Here is a 17,214-nt window from a genome sequence, read left to right as displayed (position 1 = left end):
CAAATCGGTACTAAAAAGCGTACCACTCCATTCATATAAAGATGTTAGTTTTGCCTTATAGTCAATAGGAATGGGTGTAAGGAATGGCAGAGAAACAGGTGAATATAAAACTAAAAAAACTCCTCAATGATTATGGTATCTCATTACGAGAGCTTTCCCGATTAGCAGACATTCGTCATGCTACACTTAGCGAATTAGCCAACAATAAAAGAAAAAACATTCACTTTGATCACATCAAACGAATTAGCGAGGCACTTGACATCACAGACATCCGCAAAATCATCGAAATCGAAACCCTAGAAGATGAGCAGGAGTAAATCTAACAATTTAAAAAAACAAAGGTGATTTTTATGAAAGTAGCCAACTACTTATCCTGGGATGTAACCCAATTTGAAAACGAATTTGGTGATGAAATAGAAATGGACATTATCCAATATACAAATGAATATCAAATTACTGTAAATATTTGTGACCAACAACCTCCATACAGAGACATTACTGCCACAGCCACACACCCTAGAAGCAAAAAACAGGCAGCCAAAAAAGCAATGACCCTGCTTTACAAACAAGCATACCCAGAATTATTTAATTAACTATTAACTAAGTAGACAAAATAACAACCCTATCTTAGAAAACTTTAATCCCCGATTAGGATATGTGAACCATCCCATTGTCCTCCTTTGCAATTGCTAAATTTCCGGATGACATATTTCACAATGTTTTTTATAGTTTACTTCCAATACACGTTACTAAAAAGACTCCTAGTTTTCCTCCATTTACTAGGAAATTAAAAAGAAGCTTCTCGTAAGCTATATAAATTACGAGAAGCTTCTTTTACTTTTATCGGTAAAATATTAGCAAACCGCTCTCATGTAACCAATAAATCATTATCTATGAAGGCTTCGATGGTCTGATTGCATCTTTCCACCCATGATACTAATATATTTTTATATATTTTTTATGTCATTTTAGTCCTATTTTATACTTCAATAAATCAAAGATAGTCCAATATGTATTGATGTTAATCTTACATACTTTAGTTTTGTGATCAATTTGTGGTCAAATTTGAGTTTTCAATATTAATTATAATTAAATTGGACTTCTTACTAACTTTACAAATTCAGTAGGGATATCACCCAAATAAAGAAACTCTGGATATTTATATTCCAACCCACTCTCCCCATATTCTTTCACAGTTTTCAATGTTTTTGAATATTTACTTATGCAATCGTTAATATCTTGTTGTGCTGTTACTTCTTTTTCTACAACCCTATTAAGATAAAACTGATCCAATACATATAACTTATTAAAATCTAAACCTTTTTCATCAACAAAAAATACATAAACAGATCGGTCAATTTGTTCAAGTATAGATTTTAGTTTTTCATCAAAATATAAATAAATAGGGTTTTGTCTAACTTTAACAACAGGATTATTATTTCCAAGAACGTCAACTAGAATCTGATTTGCATCTTTTGTTCCTAGATTAGACTGTATCCTCTTCAACCCATTTTCGTAAATATTAAAAGCAGTTTCTTGATTTTGTGTTAGATGATAAAACAAATAATCCCCTCCCATAACAGTAAAAAGCAGTGTAATTCCAATGAAATCACACTGCCTTTTTAACCTTACTTTAATAACGGTTTATAAATCCCATTAGCAGCTTCAGTTCCTCGAATCATTTCATACTTCATTTCACTAGCACCAGCTAGTTGAGATGCATATTCTTTCTTCGCTTGGACTACAGGATCATCAAATTTGTTATCCTGCTTAACCTCTATAATAACCCATGTGCCATTTTTCTTTTGTACTAAGAAATCGGGGAAATACCTTCTCACTGTATGAGAGTCTGGGTCAATATAGTGAATGAAGAACTCCGATTGACCATGTGTAAGCATACCAGTAAAATATACTTTTTCAACTTCGTCACTCTTCAACAAGTTCATGAAAAGTATCCGTTCAGGTCTTGAGTCAAAACAATAAGTATCCACATGGAAACTTTTGGCTGCATATTTATTTACTTCAGGATCTGAAACATTTAATACTAATTCTGGTTTCGCAGTGACAGAATAATACCCCTCTTTTGGCTCTTTTACAAGTTCAATCTTTTCTTCAACTTTTCTTTCATATGCTTCAAGCTCAAAAAGCTCTTTAAACAATTGTGGGATGACCCAATCATAAAGAAGTTCATTATACTCGTTTACCGCATTTAAAATTCCTCCCATACCTTCTTGAGTGTTCTTAAGAATTTTATCAATTTCTAAACACGAGCGGTTTAGGTATCTAGCTATTTCTGCGGTAAGAGTAATAGAACTGAATTGGCGCTTTTCTCTTTGTTCCGTAAGATCTTCAACCACTGTTGTTCTTTTTGTAAATACATCTTTTGAGTCAAGTCCTCGTTTAACGGTATGAATTAACCTGTACTTACTAGTATCAACTGAATCAATTTTTAAATTAATACCTTGTGGTGGATTTTTTTCTACAAGGTTGTGAAGTTTATGAATCCTTTTTAAATTCACTTTTACGGCAGGCGGTAATACCCTAACTTCATAAGTCTGTTTTCCATTATTATTCCCCTTTAAGTCCTCAGTACTTAAACGGAAATTTTGTTCTAATTCATCTTCTAAGATATTCAAATTCTCTTTTGATAAATAGACATTTGCCGTTTCTTGGATATCTCCAATTGCCCGCATACAACGCATAGTTGCTTGAAGAACAAATACTTTAGACTTTGGCTTTCTATATAATGCAACTCCAAATAAAGAACGACAATTCCAACCTTCACGACCTTTATTTACAAGTAGAATAAATTGCTTCTCAGATTTCTTTGTATCTAAACGATTAAATTCACGTATTTCGTCATTTGTAGTATGTTTTGGATCCCCTACGTTTACAAGAATTCGATCCAGCGGGATGTTTAACTCTGCCAAAATTTTCTCCACAGCTGGTTGCAATTCTTCAGTAAGTTCATCAATTGTTGAAGCAAAAAATGCCATTTTAGGGAGCATACCTTCATAGCGTTTATCTTTGTACTTTTCCCAAAAATCTCTGATTGCAATTCTCACAAATTCCATTGTCTTTGGATTTGTATAATCATGTAAGTCAACTTTTTTTAGATACTTATTATTTATTGCATCCTTAAGACCATATGCATAAACCACCTCAGGCAACACTTTCTTTCCTATATAAGGTGTTCCAGTGAAATTATAACACGCAACAACACGTGTTCCTGATCTATGCAGATTCGATGCCAGTTGATTTATAGTTAATCGCAAGCTATTATTCGCCTTTTTTGTCCCCATATCCTTTGCAAGTTGATCACCGAAAGAATGATGGGCTTCATCAACGAATATTCCAAGCTGCTGCAATCTAGTAAGTTTTATATACCTTTGATTTACAGTTAATTCTGCTTCATCTTCTGGTGAGTCAAACTCGTATAAGTCAGCAAATTCATCATAAACAGTACCAGATTCAAAATCATCTAGAGAAAACATTTTGTCTAAAGAACTCTGTTCTTTATGTTTTCTTTTAAGAATTATTTTTTGACTGTTTGAAATTATTAGATTAAACATTGAATTATCAAAAGTATTAAGAGTTGTTCCTGCATCTTCAAGAAAATGTACTTGAAGATGACTGTTCAATAAGTTAACGTATTCAGGCGGGACTACTTTAGACTTATCAAAGGTATATATTTCTTTTAATGCCTCAAGTACAGTTTTATCTGGAGCAAAAACCAAAGCATTATGGCAATATCTTTTATCTTTTGGAAACTTATTTGCAAGAATGAATTCATAAAAAATACAAGTTGCCATTAATATTGTTTTTCCAGTTCCCATTGTTAAAGCAAATATATAGTTTGGGTACAATTGGGCATTATTCTTCATTTTATTAAATACAGATTTATATTCATCCTCATTAAGCGTCCCAAATAGGTCCATCTGCTCTCCTTCTAGACCAACGTCCAGTCGATTAGCAAACCGATCCTTTTTTTTGTACCAATCATCAAAAATTTGATGCACAGGTTCATTTTGTAAAAATTCTTTTAGAAAAATATACATTTCTAGTGCTTCGTATTGGGGAGCTCTTAAAAAGGAATTAGGATTTTCAGGGTTATTGAAATCCAAAAACTTCTTGGATAAATCTCTGTAATGGTTACGAATTGTTCCCCGCTTATCAATATAGAACAGTCTAAGATACTTATAAAAAGCAAAGTCTAAATCAATTTGGGCTTGTTTAGGCATTTTTTATACTCACCTCTAGAGTCTCAGACAAAAGGTCCGTAATTTTTATCCTAATGGTACCTGCATCTTCAGGAACTTCGTATTTCCCAATAACAAACTCGTTTTTCCCTGGGATGTCAACAATTGTCGGCTCAAAGACAACCCCATCATAATTCCAATCAATTAATATGGATTCAACTAATTCCCTCCAATCCTCAACATCTTCTTGAAGTAAACTTAATTTCTGCAATAAGTTCATAGGGAAAAATTCTTCAACCACAAGATGTGAGTCTTTTATAACAATTTCAGCCTCTGAATCTCTTTTAAATTCAAGTTTTGATTTATGCCGTAATATATCGACAACCTCTATGTCGAGTTTATAGTCAACTTCATTTTGAAGAGCTGCAGCTAGATCAGGTTCATGCCCCATACATATTAAAGAAAGTTTTTCTACTGGTTGGTTTGGGTGCTCATCTTTTCTCTTTTCAAAAGTTTTATAATCAAAACCTGTAATTAAGTCATTTAAATCAGCTTTAGTTGCAACTCGGTTGACAGGCATAATTTTTACCATTCTTCCGTCCTTTTCACCATCGTATATAGTGCTCCTATCAAGCGGTTGGACCTCTAATGCTTCTAGTAGTAAATCACGCGCCTGAACTGGATTTCGGAATACATCATAATGATTAACATTATATACATTAAAGCCTGTATATAATTTATCTACGTAATAATCATTTTCTTCATCATTTACTGTATAAGCGTCAGGCTTTTTTAAGATTTCTTTTCTTGTATTCAATATCCTTTTTGTTGTAGTTCTGATAGCTCCTAGATTAATATCAGCTCCAATGAACTTTCGTCCCAATTTCATTGCTACTGCTTGAGCAGTACCCGAACCCATAAAGCAATCAAAAACAATATCACCTGGTTTAGTTGAGGACAAAATAATACGTTCAATTAAAGCCTCAGGTTTTTGAGTTGGATAACCTTCTCTTTCTTTTGCCACTGGATTAACAGGAGGAATATCATCCCAGACAGAGTCAATAATATCGCCTTTAACTTCGTCTAGGTAGATTATTCTTGCACCTCCTCCTGTTGGATTAACATCGTCACGATACAATCGTCCATTTTCATCTTTTTTGAATCGTTTAATATAATCCTCACCATGCGGTCGATACTGAACGGTCCAATCATAATCAGACGTTTTGGTATAAGAAAGTATAGTGTCATGTTTTTGAGGGAATTTCCTTGTAGTCGAACGCTTGAAACCAAAGTATGACCATATTATCTCATTCCTAATATTATCAGGTCCAAACACCTCATCCAAAATACACCTTAAATAGTGATTCTTATGCCAATCACAATGAACATAGATTGAGCCATCTGGAGCTAATAGCTCTCTCATTAAGATCAATCTTTGATACATAAATTGTAAATAATCATCATTATTCCAAATATCAGTGTACTGTTTCTCTTCAAATGCAGTTTGATCATTTGTTGTTGACTTGCCCTTTACGCTAATTTTCTTTTTATATTCCGCCTTAGAATCAAAGGGAGGATCGATATATATTAACTTAATTTCCCCTCTATAATTTTTCAAAAGGTGGCTCATTACCTGAAGATTATCTCCCCAATAAATCTGGTTAATCCATCCGTCAACTTCTTCTCCATGCTTTTCTTTTAATTGTGCAGGATAGAATTGCGTTGAACGAAAAGGAACTTTCCCTTTCCAATGAAGCATAGGATAACCTTTTATTGGTTCAAACTTATATTTTTCTACCGATTCTACAGGTGCTGTATCTACATTTAAATCTAAAGACTTTTGTTCATCCATATTGAAAATCCTCCCTAATGTTAGTTTTTATTGCCTGTCGCAATAAAAACGCATATCACATTCTTGACATATTTTAACTGGTCTTTCAGTAACAGAAAACTTTTTTCCCTCTATTTTTTCTACAATTTTATCAAAGGTGGATATTGTAGTTTTTATTGATTTTTTATCCTTATTAAAACTCAAATAGGGATTTCCGTCCTTCTCACCAGTATAATAGAGATGAAGTTTTGTAACCTCTTTCCCAATGCGTTCCTCAATTAAATGGGCATATACTTCTAGTTGGCGGCGATAACGGTCAATTTTATCACGTTCTCGAAATAGATCAGGTTTTTTTTCTGATTTAAAATCTACAATTTCAACAGTGTCGTCTTTACCACGTATAAGGTCAATAGTCCCTTTTAAAATATAATTTTCTTTAACCAATGATACATCCACTTCTGCTTCCTGAATATGTTCCCAATTATTTTCATGCCGCTGTGCATATTGCAGAACTTGCTTAAGTGCAACAGCTTGGATTTGTGGCGCCAAATACACCCGCTCTCTCTTAGCCAAACTTGAATAATTCTTATTGAACCAAGTTTCAATTTGTTTTTGAGTTATAAGATGCTCTTCATTTCTTAATGCTCTTTTATGAATATCTTCAATTGTTTGATGGACCACCGTTCCAAACAAAGTAGCACTTTGCCTAACTGGAGAAAACTCAAGCTCTTTAAAAAAACGATATTGAACGGCACAGTTCTCGAATAAGGAAATGTGTGAAGTAAAGGAGTATTCCTTTTTTATATTAACACCTTTTACTCTCTCGAAATCTAATTTGTTTAGATCAAATGTAGATTCTGTCCAATTAGGAACGGTACTGTACAGTGGTTCAAAATATTTTGAGGGTGATTTTTTCTCTCCACGGCTTTTAGGAATATGCTCTTGACAAGATAAGACCAGTAAATTTTGAGCCCGTGAAAAAGCTGTATAGTAAAGCCTCCAAAAATCATATAGTTTTGTTTTTTCAATAGGTTCATATGGTGGTTTATTATAGTACTCATTCTGCAGTAATTCATCCAACTCAGTATACTGCTTTCTTGGACTAGCATTTAAAGATCCCGCAATTACTATAGGAAATTCTAATCCTTTTGATTGATGAATAGTTAAAAAGGAGACACAGCCGCTTGGAGCGTATTCGGATGAATCCTCATATTCATTTATTCCACCCTCGATAAGGAAACGAAAAAATTGATTGAACAAATCTCTTATATTTTTATCAATATAATTACGAGTGAAAACAGAAATATTGTGTAGATATTCAAATTTTGTAAGCAACTGGGAAAAAAGGGCAAGGTTACGCGCTGGTCTACTATCCAGGACCCCTGTAGTGCTAGACTCATTTAGGTATTTACTAAATAAAGGGAATTGTAACAACTCATATAAAAGTCGTGAAAATGCGTAATCCGTATTACTAGTTAAATGTAGGTGGTCCTTAGCTCTATGCCTACACCAGATCAACAACTCTCTATTTTCTGATTTTCTTAGATGACTTGCAAACTCACCAAAACATTCATCATAATAGTCCCACACTTTTAGTGAAGCACTAGCATTCCATTTTCTTACTGACTGAAATTGTGGAAATAAGAATATTAAGGCACCCAACATTAATTTGGTTTCTTCGCGATCAAAAAACATGTTTGATCTGGGTGAATAAACGGGTATACCATTATTCTCTAAGAACGTAGCTAGACCTACAACCCTTCTGCTTTTTACTGATTTAAACAAGAAAGCAACTTGGTTCCAATCACTTAATTTCCCTGACGATTTTAAGCTATTCAGAAATCGAAGGGTCTCACCATGCCAATTATCATGTGAATCTTGTCCTGAGACTCTAATAACCGTTGCAGTATCACAAAAATCATCTTCTCTTGGTTGGATTACTTTTTGAAAACGAAAATTATTACCTCTATCCGACCAATCATTCAAATTCATCCATTCATTATAAAAATTAATTATCTTAGGATGAGAGCGGTAATTTGTTGTTAATTCTATTTGTTGACACATCCCAGTAGGGAACTTAGAAGGGAATTCTAGTATATTTCTAATGGAGGCACCTCTAAACCTATAGAGCCCCTGGTCATCGTCCCCCACTACACAAATATTATTTGTACTTCCTGTAAGAATAAATAGGATTTGCTCTTGAATCGTATTTGTATCTTGATATTCATCAACCATTAAATACTTTATTTTGCTTTGTAATGAATCAACAATTTCTGGGTTATTTTCTAACAATTTTAGAGTCTCTATTTGAATTGTTGAAAAATCAAGTACATTTTCTTCTAGTAACAGATCATGATAAAGACCAACACACTCCCCTAATGCCTTGACTTTTATATCATGTGAGGAGGATAAAGTATCGGAAGAGATACATTCTTCTCCCACTTTGTTAACCCATTTCATTAAGGACTCTGCTCGTTCCCAACGTGGTACCTCTGTTGGTTCACCTATGATTGTTTCAACGTTTGGAGTAGTTTCAAATTTAGAGATATTTTGGTATAAAAAATACTGCTGGTCAAATTGATCCATTAGTCTATAATTTGACTTAAGTCTAGTGAAATCTCTGTATTCTTCTAAAATTCTTAAAAAAATTGAATGTAAAGTTCCAATATACATCTCGTTAAGGTTAACATTTACACCTAATTCAATTAATCTATTTGAGACTCGGGTTACTAACTCTTGTGCAGCTTTTTCTGTGAATGTAGCAACTAAAATATTTTCCGTAGGAATTTTCTTTTCAGTGATTAAATAACATATCCTTTCGACAATGGTAAAAGTTTTACCAGACCCAGGACCCGCAATAATCAAAAGAGGTCCTTCTGTTGTTTTTACTACTTTCAACTGTTGATCGTTCAATTGGTTAGATATTGTTTCCGCACTTTTTTTATCATTTGACATTACGGAGACCTCCAATTTATTTCTCGTACACTCATAGGTTCCCTTTTTTTGACGTCACTTCATTCCTTTTGCTCTTGCTCATTTTTCATACCAATGTTTAAGTTATCAAGAATTGCTTGATTAAAAGTATAGACGTACAAAGGTTCATCATGTTTCCATGAATGAGCCCCCTCATTATAATCTTGTAAAAAGTTAGGAGTAGTTGAAGTAATACCTAATACATAACCTTTTGTTTCTTCATTATGAAACTTCGACCAAGCGGGACTAAACCCATCTAAAATAATGAGATCGAAAGTTTCATTTGAAATTTGATTAACTTCATTTATTACACCTATCCAGACTCCGTTATCACTTTTAACATTATCAAGTTTTATTGAATAACACGGAAAATTAATACTCTTTTCTTTAAAAGCCTGTCGAAACTGTTCTGCTAAGATCCTCCGATCCGCTAAATACAGAACCCTTTTTACCTGTTTTAGTTCAATAAGTCTTCTAATCAAAGCGGTAATGATACTTGTTTTCCCAGCCCCTGTTGCTAACTGAACTACCCCCCTTTTGTCTCCACGAATAAACGACTTATAAACCTTTTCCACACACTCAATTTGATGTTTGAAACGTAATGTTTCTTTCTCTAGTTCATCTATTCTATTAGCAGAGATCTTTTGTTCAATAAACTCAACAATAAGTTGTTGTTGTTCAAGACTTGGGACGGGAATTGTTAATTCCTTCAGAAAATTTGCCTGTAGAACTAAACCAGTTGCATAAGTGCTAAATTGTTGCTTTGCCCATTTAGTTTTTAAAAAGTAAGCCAAAAACTTTGGCAAGATCTCCCCTTCTTTAAGTCTTAAGATAGCCAAATTATGATTTGCCACCGCACCATCTAATTCCTGCTGTACTAAAGCACTCCTACCAAAATTACCAATCCTCGAAATTAAAATATTATCTCTTACTAAGATTGCTTTTGAAAGTTTCTCCTCAACTGATTCATCGACAATATAGACAAGTTCTTCGTTTAGAACATAAAGGCTTTCATCATCTAAATCCTGTACACGGATATATGGAAGTCCCCCTTTTTTTTCGCTCTTAGCGGAAATTGGTATACCGATTTGCAACTCTCCCAAATCACCAACTCTATATGTCGGAACATCCCATAATACTTTACGAGTAGAGTGATTAATATGGTATTTTACATCCCAACGGTCAACCAAATTCTCATAAGGTAAAGTAAGGTATGAGCTTTGAGTATACTCTTCATCTATAATCTCAGCCTCTAATAATTCCTTTACAAATATATCTTCAACAATTTCCTTAAGTGACCTACTTTCAATCCCACGTTTTCTCCATTCCCCATAAAGCTCTTTTGCCGTTTTTTCCATATACATTGGAACTTTATTTAGTGGTAAGGAATAGTTTTTTAATTCTTTTATTCCTAAAGTCGGGGTTGTTGTCCCTCTTGCCATCAAACTGAATTCTTGTCGGACATCATTATCTTTTAGTAACAGATAAATATATTCAGAGCTTATTTTTTTGGGTGTAAGGACAACAAAAGTATTCGATACAACACATCCATCAAGACTTGAAGGGACAATTGCTATAATCCCACGTTCTGGTCTAACAATTGATAGAAGTATATCACCTGTTCGACCTATCAGTTTTGCACGAGTTGGAAGATCAGCACCTTTGATGAATGTTGGAAGAATACCTCCAGTTTCTAATTCTATTGATTTTATTTCAATGTAAGGATAGTCCCTATGGTGATCTATATTTTGGGTATTAATACGTTCTTTGTTAAATGTCACAAGATTATTCAGTGGTGTTCGCTCTTCTTCTTGATTATTTTCAAACATTAGATTTTCAACTGTCCAACTGTCCGTTCTATCCAAAAATTTATAAGGAACAAGATAATGATTTCTCACACTTCCTCAACCTCTTTACGTCGCCAATTATGGAAATTCTTGATTATGTCAGGAATATCTTCCACACTCTTTGGATTTCCCAAAAATAATTCCTTAGCAGTTTCTGTAACTTCCTTCTTTTTACGTAAAATAAGAATACTTACTTTCACACTAGCAAACGGCTTCATTGTATGTGCAGGAAGGCTGATAATTCCTTCAACAATTGCAAACTCTTTTATCATTTCTCTAATAAAACCACTTGAACCAGAGGAAAATAGCGTTCCTTCAGGAACTAGAGTAACAATATATCCCCCTGGTCTCGCTAAGATTAATCCTTGTTCAATCATTAAATCAGAAATTCTTACATTGAGAGAACGGTTTCTAAGTTCAAACTTATTGTACTCAACATTGTCTCTCGTCTTACCACCAAGTGGGGGATCAATTACTACTAATGAATATTCCCCTTCGTGTTCAATTCCTTCAAGTAATAAAGAGTCAGCACATACATACTTTAAATGTCTAAAACCACTAATAATAGAAATAACTTGGGAAATCATGCAAACTTCTGAAACAATTTCATATCCCTCAAAGGACTTAACATCAATCAAATCATTTGCATATATATCAAAAGAAATAGATGAATAACCCACTGCTAAATCTATTGCCTTCTCTCCACTAACATTAAGTCCACCAATAATGTCTTTGAAAGTATTACGGATGTGTTGCGGTGAAACATATTCTCCGTTTCTACCTTCTCTAGCTAATAAATCATGTATAAGTGATAGTACTGCTTCACTTAATGACCGATGGAATGGTGGGATTTCAATCAACTGCGTGATCCATTGTTCAATTGTAATTGGCAATTCTTCAATTGATAGACCTTCTCCTAAACCAAAAAAGGTTATTGCTTGATAAAAAAGGTCTCTATATTGCCTTTCCGTTTCTATTTTAAGCCATTCAGAAATATCATGTTCCTCCGATTCCTCTAAAAAAGCTCTAATTAACAAACCTGAGGAGAAAAAGGCTAATGCCTTCGGTAAACTAATAAGTTTACCTTTATTACCATCTAATATTAACCCTAACGAGTAGCTTAATTTATTCTTTATCTCTTTACCATCTTCTATATATCTCGATTTACTTTCAAATGTTGGCGCTTCTAGTATTGGAAGTAACGTTTTACCATCAAACCAATATTTATCTTTATTTATGACTAACAAAACATAAGGACAATCCAGCACCTTTGCATATTCATATAATTGCTGCTGTATTGTTGGATCAGGTTTAGTCTTTACTTCAACTACTACTTTTGGAACAGATTTCCCATTTTCATCAATAATAAATCCAACAAAGTCTGCACGTGCCCTTCGATTTCTTATGTTTATATCAACTTTCGCTCTTACACTCGCACAACCAATATCATGTAAATATTGAATAATATTATTTTCATTTTCATTTACCGCAATTTTTCCACTAGGCATAAAGTTTTTCTCCCTTATTGATTTGCTCAAATTTTGGGTTATATGTTTTTAATTTCTGTAAATACAAACTCATTTTTTCACTGGATTTACCCTTTTCAAAAGTCGTTTTATCAATTTGCTCAATAAAGGCAACCCCACTAGATTTTACACCTGGCATATTTGAGACCAAATCCATCGCATCAATGATTGTATAATGAGACTCTGTGCGTATATATCTTGCCACGCTTACTTCATTTCTTCTTCCTACGTGTCCATATCGACATATCACTTTCCAATACCTACAACTCATTATTACCACCCTCTCATTTTACGATTAAGTTTTTTGGCGATCCGATCCATAATTAATATCTTGGTGTGTTTTTTATGATAATTTATTTATACACCAATCACAAAATAAAAGTCAACTAATTCGCGATTTTATTTAAACAAAACATCATGGTGTGTTATTCACCTTAACAGTTTTTGACGGAATTACTATCCTCTACTTCAATAATGATTTCACAACTTGCAAAATAACACACCAAAACATTATGTAAATTTATATTATAAAGAAGGGATATATTTCTAAACAACCACCGCAATATATCTTTTGATAAAAAACTCACCCCAGTCACTCCTTTAAACAATATAAAGAAGGACAAATCAGTTTAATTGATTGTCCCCCTCCTTACTTGTTTTAACCATTTTTTCTTCTTTCGCACTTACATTGTTCTTCTCTTCCAATTTTTTTGGATCTCCAGAAACACAGGGACGGTTCGAGACTACTGAAAAGTGCACTTTTTTTAGGGACATTTGCTCTATTCCCTTGTCCTAACAATACTAAAGAAGAATCTTTTCACCCTCATCCATTCCCTCCGCCTTCTCAAAAACTCCCTTCGCCACAGCCAAATCAAAATGTGCCGCTCCAACTGATTTGAAAATAGTAATATCCTCAACCTCACGTTCCACCTGACTCACATGAAGTTCAGCCAATGTACCAGAAAGCTGTTCAAATGACCACTTCCCACGTTCCACTGCATCAATGAATTCCCCAGCTTCGGCTTTCATTCCCTCGTAATCATCCCCATAGATCAACGCTGCTCTTTCAATCGCACCTAACGGGATTTCACGCATTTCGGGTAAGTAACTGCCCACGCCTATGATATGGGTCCCTGCTTTTACATAATCCGCATCGAATACTTCTTCAGTTGACCGGGTTGCGCAGCAAATGACGTCGGACTGGGCGACGGCTTCGTTCCGGTCGACTCCGGTATGTATCTTAGCGGTAATACCTGCCTCTTTGAGCTTTTCACCGAATGTGTATGTTTTATCGATAGAACGGTTGATTAAATAGATGTCTTGAATCGGCAGCACGTTCACGATTCCCAGCACTTGCTCGAACGCCATTCCGCCTGTGCCGATGACGGTCAGGACTTGGCTGTCGGGCCTGGCGAGGTGGCGGGCTGAGATGGCACTTAATGCGCCGGTTCTCAATCGTGTCAGGTAAGAAGCGGACAGTAGGCTTATATGTCTTCCTGTTTGAAGTTCTGTGAGTAAGATGGCTCCTTGTGTGGTCGGAAGATCGGCTGAGCTGTTATCAGGAAAAATCGAGACAATTTTGGTCGCTGCCATGGATGTTCCATCCGAGCTTGGCATATAGAGTACTGATCCTTTGCGTTCGGGGACATTCAGTACCGTCCGATGAGGGTTTTCAACACGCCCTTCGTGTATGGCCACCAACATGGCTTCGACATCTCGAATGGCGTCTTCGATTTTATAGATGGATTGGATTAGTTGTTCGTTCAGTATAAGCATATAGAATCTCTCCTCCTTATGTAAAAACTCGGCCAAATTATTTGGCCGAGCTCATTTTACCAGTGATCACTGTTGGTTCAACGCGGCTTTTCACTGCCCAGATGGCAATCAGTGATACCACAGCAGTGAACATGATGTAGAGTGCAACTGGGACGTAGGAATTATCGAATGCTGCGAGCAGTGCAGTGGCAACGAGCGGTGCTGTACCGCCAGCGACTGCGGCCCCGATTTGATAACCTAGTGAAACCCCAGTATAGCGAACCTTTGCATCAAAGATTTCCGAGAACATGGTTCCAAGTACTGCTGTAATCGGAGCCCAAATGATTCCCAGGCCGATGATCGTGGCCAAAACCAGCATGAGTACACTGCCTTGGTGAATCATCCAGAAGTATGGGAAAGCGAAAGCCATCATGGCTACTGTACCGACGGTATACATTTTCTTGCGGCCCACGCGGTCTGATAGACTTCCCATGATTGGGATCAGGATCGTCGTAATGACAGTTGAAACCATGACCGAACCTAACACAGCGGAGCGGCTGAATCCTAGAGTGCTTGTCGCGTACGAAACAATGAACGTACTGAAAATATAGAATGGAGCTGTCTCCACCACTTTCGCACCGATGGTGATCAGCACTTCTTTCCAGTAATAGCGAAGGGTATCGGCGATTGGCAGCTTTGGAATCTCGCCTTTTGCCTGAACTTCCTTGAATTCTGGTGTCTCATCGATTCCTTTTCGGATCCATAAACCAAAGACCACGAGCAATGCACTGAAGATGAACGGCACGCGCCAGCCCCATGACATGAATTGCTGCTCAGGCAATAAGCTCATGAGCCAAAGAGCGAGTGTACCCATCACCATTCCTATTGTCACACCCATTTGCGGAATGGAACCGAAGAAACCTCTGCGTTCTGCTGGAGCATACTCAGTTGCAAGCAATAGAGCTCCTCCCCACTCCCCGCCGATTCCAAGCCCCTGGATCAGACGAAGTGTAATTAAAATGATTGGTGCAGCTACACCAATAGCTTGATATGTAGGCAAGATACCCATTGCGAATGTTGCAGCACCCATCAAGCTCAGTGTTAAAACGAGCGTCTTTTTCCGGCCGATTCGATCTCCGATATGACTAAAAATGATTCCTCCGAATGGACGGATAAAAAACGAAAGCGCAAACGATGCATAAGCTAAAAGCAAGCCTACTGTTGGATCCTCGTTGACAAAGAATAATTGGTTAAATACAAGTGCGGCCATCGTTCCATATAGAAAATAGTCAAACCATTCAATGGAACTGCCAACAAGGCTGGCAATCAATACGCGATAAGTTGTTTTCTTATCTAACTGTTGCATTTTCTCTTCCTCCTTTTTTAAAATTGAAGTGGCACTTCAATAATTAGATTTTAGATAATGGTTAATATTCTGTCAACTTTGTTCAAATTGACACAATCTTCTTCTAAGTTAAAAATGGTAAATAGGAAGGTGGGAGTTTTATGATCGGTGTACGACTGAAAGAAATCCGTAAAAAGAAAAAAATGACTCTGAAAGAACTTGCAGAAGGAGCCGGTGTATCCATAAGCTTTCTTTCACAAGTCGAACGCGGAAAGTCCAGCGTAACATTAGAGTCCCTTCGAAAAATATCCGAAGTTCTAGGCGTCAATCCAAGTACCTTTTTCCCAAGTAATAATGAACCTGTGAGTGAATCTTCATTCCACTATAGAGACCTAACACAGCAAATCCCAAATCCAGACTTTCATCCAATACTCGTCACTCTCCCAGCAAACCAAAGTGACGGACAACCCTTTTCACACAGCGGACATGAATTTGTCTATGTAATAGAAGGAACTTTGACACTGCAGGTAGGTACCAAGATGATTGAACTCCAACAAGGGGAGTCCTGGTTCTTCTCAGCCAGCGAAACGCATTATTGGTACAACCATACAGATCAGACGATCAGATTCCTCGTCGTCTCATCCAGATAAACACACGGATGGTGCCGTCCCACTCGGTAGTTAATAAAAAAAGCGTTGTAAGGAATCATTCTTGCAGTTTTGGGGACATGATCACCGTCCCACATCAAAGGATTTAAAATCATCACCAGTAATCTTTACTATTGTTATGTAAATAAAAAATGGTTTCCTCGTCTGGAAACCATTTTTGTAGTGGACCATATGGTAATACCAATTCGTTTTCTCTTTTACGTTAGGAAGCTAAACAATTACTATTCACTGTCTTAGTAGATGCAAAAAATTCTTAAAGATAGAGGTGAGATTGATTGTTTTTCTTCTAGAAATAATGACTTAAATAATATCTTGTATACCTAAAACAATGAAAGCCCTACCTCTCTTTCATCCTTACGGCTCCTAGTCCGTGCCAGTGTGAATCAGGATTGCAAAAATCAAGTGACTATTTTATCGAGTTTTTGATGAAACTTCAAACGTTCGCAAAGGAAATTCAAGTAATAAAAATGGATTAGATTGTAGAAAAAAACAAAAGAGGTTCATGCTCTACAGGTGAGTTGGAGAAGTTGAATGTCTTGGAAAAGAATATTTTCGGGAAATGTATGAAAGAAACCTTAACAGAAACTTTTTATTTGATGATCAGTAATCCCTTTAATTAATCCCAGTTCACTAATCAAAAATTTATGTGCGTTATCTAACATTTGTTTTTCGCTTGTATTAAGCACTTTTTCTTTCTGTATACGCAGTAAATCACGTACAACTTCCGTACATTCTTGTATGTTACCTGTTTTCATTTTGTCCGCGTTCAGTTTATACCTTTGTTTCCACGGCAGTAATCGATCAGATTCTCCATGTTGAAAAATGTTAATGATGTGTTTTAATGCACTTATGTCAGTAACAGGTCGTATATTTGAATTCAATATTTTACCCGCAGGAATCATGACTTGCATATTACCGATTAACATTTTTATGACATAATACTGTTGTTTTTCCCCTGAGATTTCCTTTTCTTCTATAGCTTTAATAATACCTACTCCGTGCATTGGATAAACAATCGTATCGTCAATTTGAAACAAATAATCCACCTCCATATATGGTAGCCTTCTTAA

At 35.7% G+C, this 17,214-nt stretch carries 13 protein-coding genes; 3 read left to right on the top strand and 10 right to left on the bottom strand.

The window, feature by feature from the left end; genetic code table 11:
• Positions 1 to 83 precede the first annotated feature (83 nt).
• The gene (locus CD004_RS01615; protein WP_102261165.1) at positions 84 to 317 is read left to right on the top strand and encodes a helix-turn-helix domain-containing protein; all 234 of its coding nucleotides are present in this window, start codon (positions 84 to 86) and stop codon (positions 315 to 317) included.
• Between the two features lie 33 nt (positions 318 to 350).
• A complete protein-coding gene (locus CD004_RS01610; RefSeq protein WP_102261164.1) occupies positions 351 to 593 on the top strand; it encodes a hypothetical protein in 243 nt (80 codons plus the stop codon).
• A gap of 496 nt (positions 594 to 1,089) precedes the next feature.
• Here CD004_RS01610 and CD004_RS01605 read toward each other — a convergent pair whose 3' ends face one another.
• The 9 genes from CD004_RS01605 to CD004_RS01565 all read right to left on the bottom strand — a co-directional run bounded on the left by CD004_RS01605 (position 1,090) and on the right by CD004_RS01565 (position 15,497).
• Positions 1,090 to 1,563: a hypothetical protein gene (locus CD004_RS01605; RefSeq protein ID WP_102261163.1), complete on the bottom strand. Its 474-nt coding sequence runs from the start codon at positions 1,561 to 1,563 to the stop codon at positions 1,090 to 1,092.
• A gap of 65 nt (positions 1,564 to 1,628) precedes the next feature.
• Positions 1,629 to 4,241 carry a TnsA endonuclease N-terminal domain-containing protein gene (locus tag CD004_RS01600; RefSeq protein WP_102261162.1) on the bottom strand — a complete coding sequence of 871 codons (2,613 nt, stop codon included), beginning with the start codon at positions 4,239 to 4,241 and terminating at the stop codon, positions 1,629 to 1,631.
• Positions 4,234 to 6,051, bottom strand: coding sequence for a site-specific DNA-methyltransferase (locus tag CD004_RS01595; RefSeq protein WP_102261161.1), 1,818 nt, complete (start codon positions 6,049 to 6,051; stop codon positions 4,234 to 4,236). The genes CD004_RS01600 and CD004_RS01595 overlap by 8 nt, the downstream gene beginning before the upstream one ends.
• 27 nt (positions 6,052 to 6,078) lie before the next feature.
• A complete protein-coding gene (locus CD004_RS01590; protein WP_102261160.1) occupies positions 6,079 to 8,985 on the bottom strand; it encodes an ATP-dependent helicase in 2,907 nt (968 codons plus the stop codon).
• 59 nt (positions 8,986 to 9,044) lie between these two features.
• Positions 9,045 to 10,901 carry a restriction endonuclease subunit S gene (locus CD004_RS01585; protein ID WP_102261159.1) on the bottom strand — a complete coding sequence of 619 codons (1,857 nt, stop codon included), beginning with the start codon at positions 10,899 to 10,901 and terminating at the stop codon, positions 9,045 to 9,047.
• Positions 10,898 to 12,358: an N-6 DNA methylase gene (locus CD004_RS01580; RefSeq protein WP_102261158.1), complete on the bottom strand. Its 1,461-nt coding sequence runs from the start codon at positions 12,356 to 12,358 to the stop codon at positions 10,898 to 10,900. The genes CD004_RS01585 and CD004_RS01580 overlap by 4 nt, the downstream gene beginning before the upstream one ends.
• Positions 12,351 to 12,647 carry a hypothetical protein gene (locus CD004_RS01575; protein ID WP_102261157.1) on the bottom strand — a complete coding sequence of 99 codons (297 nt, stop codon included), beginning with the start codon at positions 12,645 to 12,647 and terminating at the stop codon, positions 12,351 to 12,353. Before CD004_RS01575 ends, CD004_RS01580 begins: the two co-directional genes overlap by 8 nt.
• A gap of 530 nt (positions 12,648 to 13,177) precedes the next feature.
• On the bottom strand, positions 13,178 to 14,152 hold the full coding sequence (locus CD004_RS01570) for an ornithine cyclodeaminase family protein (protein ID WP_102261156.1): 975 nt from the start codon (positions 14,150 to 14,152) through the stop codon (positions 13,178 to 13,180).
• A gap of 37 nt (positions 14,153 to 14,189) precedes the next feature.
• Entirely contained in the window at positions 14,190 to 15,497 is a 1,308-nt protein-coding gene (locus CD004_RS01565) for an MFS transporter (protein WP_102261155.1), read from the bottom strand.
• A gap of 140 nt (positions 15,498 to 15,637) precedes the next feature.
• On the opposite strand from CD004_RS01565, the gene CD004_RS01560 reads away from it, so the two are divergent.
• On the top strand, positions 15,638 to 16,126 hold the full coding sequence (locus CD004_RS01560) for a helix-turn-helix domain-containing protein (protein ID WP_102261154.1): 489 nt from the start codon (positions 15,638 to 15,640) through the stop codon (positions 16,124 to 16,126).
• A 593-nt stretch (positions 16,127 to 16,719) separates the two neighbouring features.
• Here CD004_RS01560 and CD004_RS01555 read toward each other — a convergent pair.
• A complete protein-coding gene (locus CD004_RS01555; protein ID WP_102261153.1) occupies positions 16,720 to 17,196 on the bottom strand; it encodes a CarD family transcriptional regulator in 477 nt (158 codons plus the stop codon).
• Positions 17,197 to 17,214: the final 18 nt, after the last annotated feature.

It is taken from the genome of Mesobacillus jeotgali (assembly GCF_002874535.1).
Lineage (GTDB): Bacteria > Bacillota > Bacilli > Bacillales > Cytobacillaceae > Mesobacillus > Mesobacillus jeotgali.
Note: the sequence above shows the minus strand (reverse complement) of the source record. Positions and strands in the feature narration are given on the sequence as shown.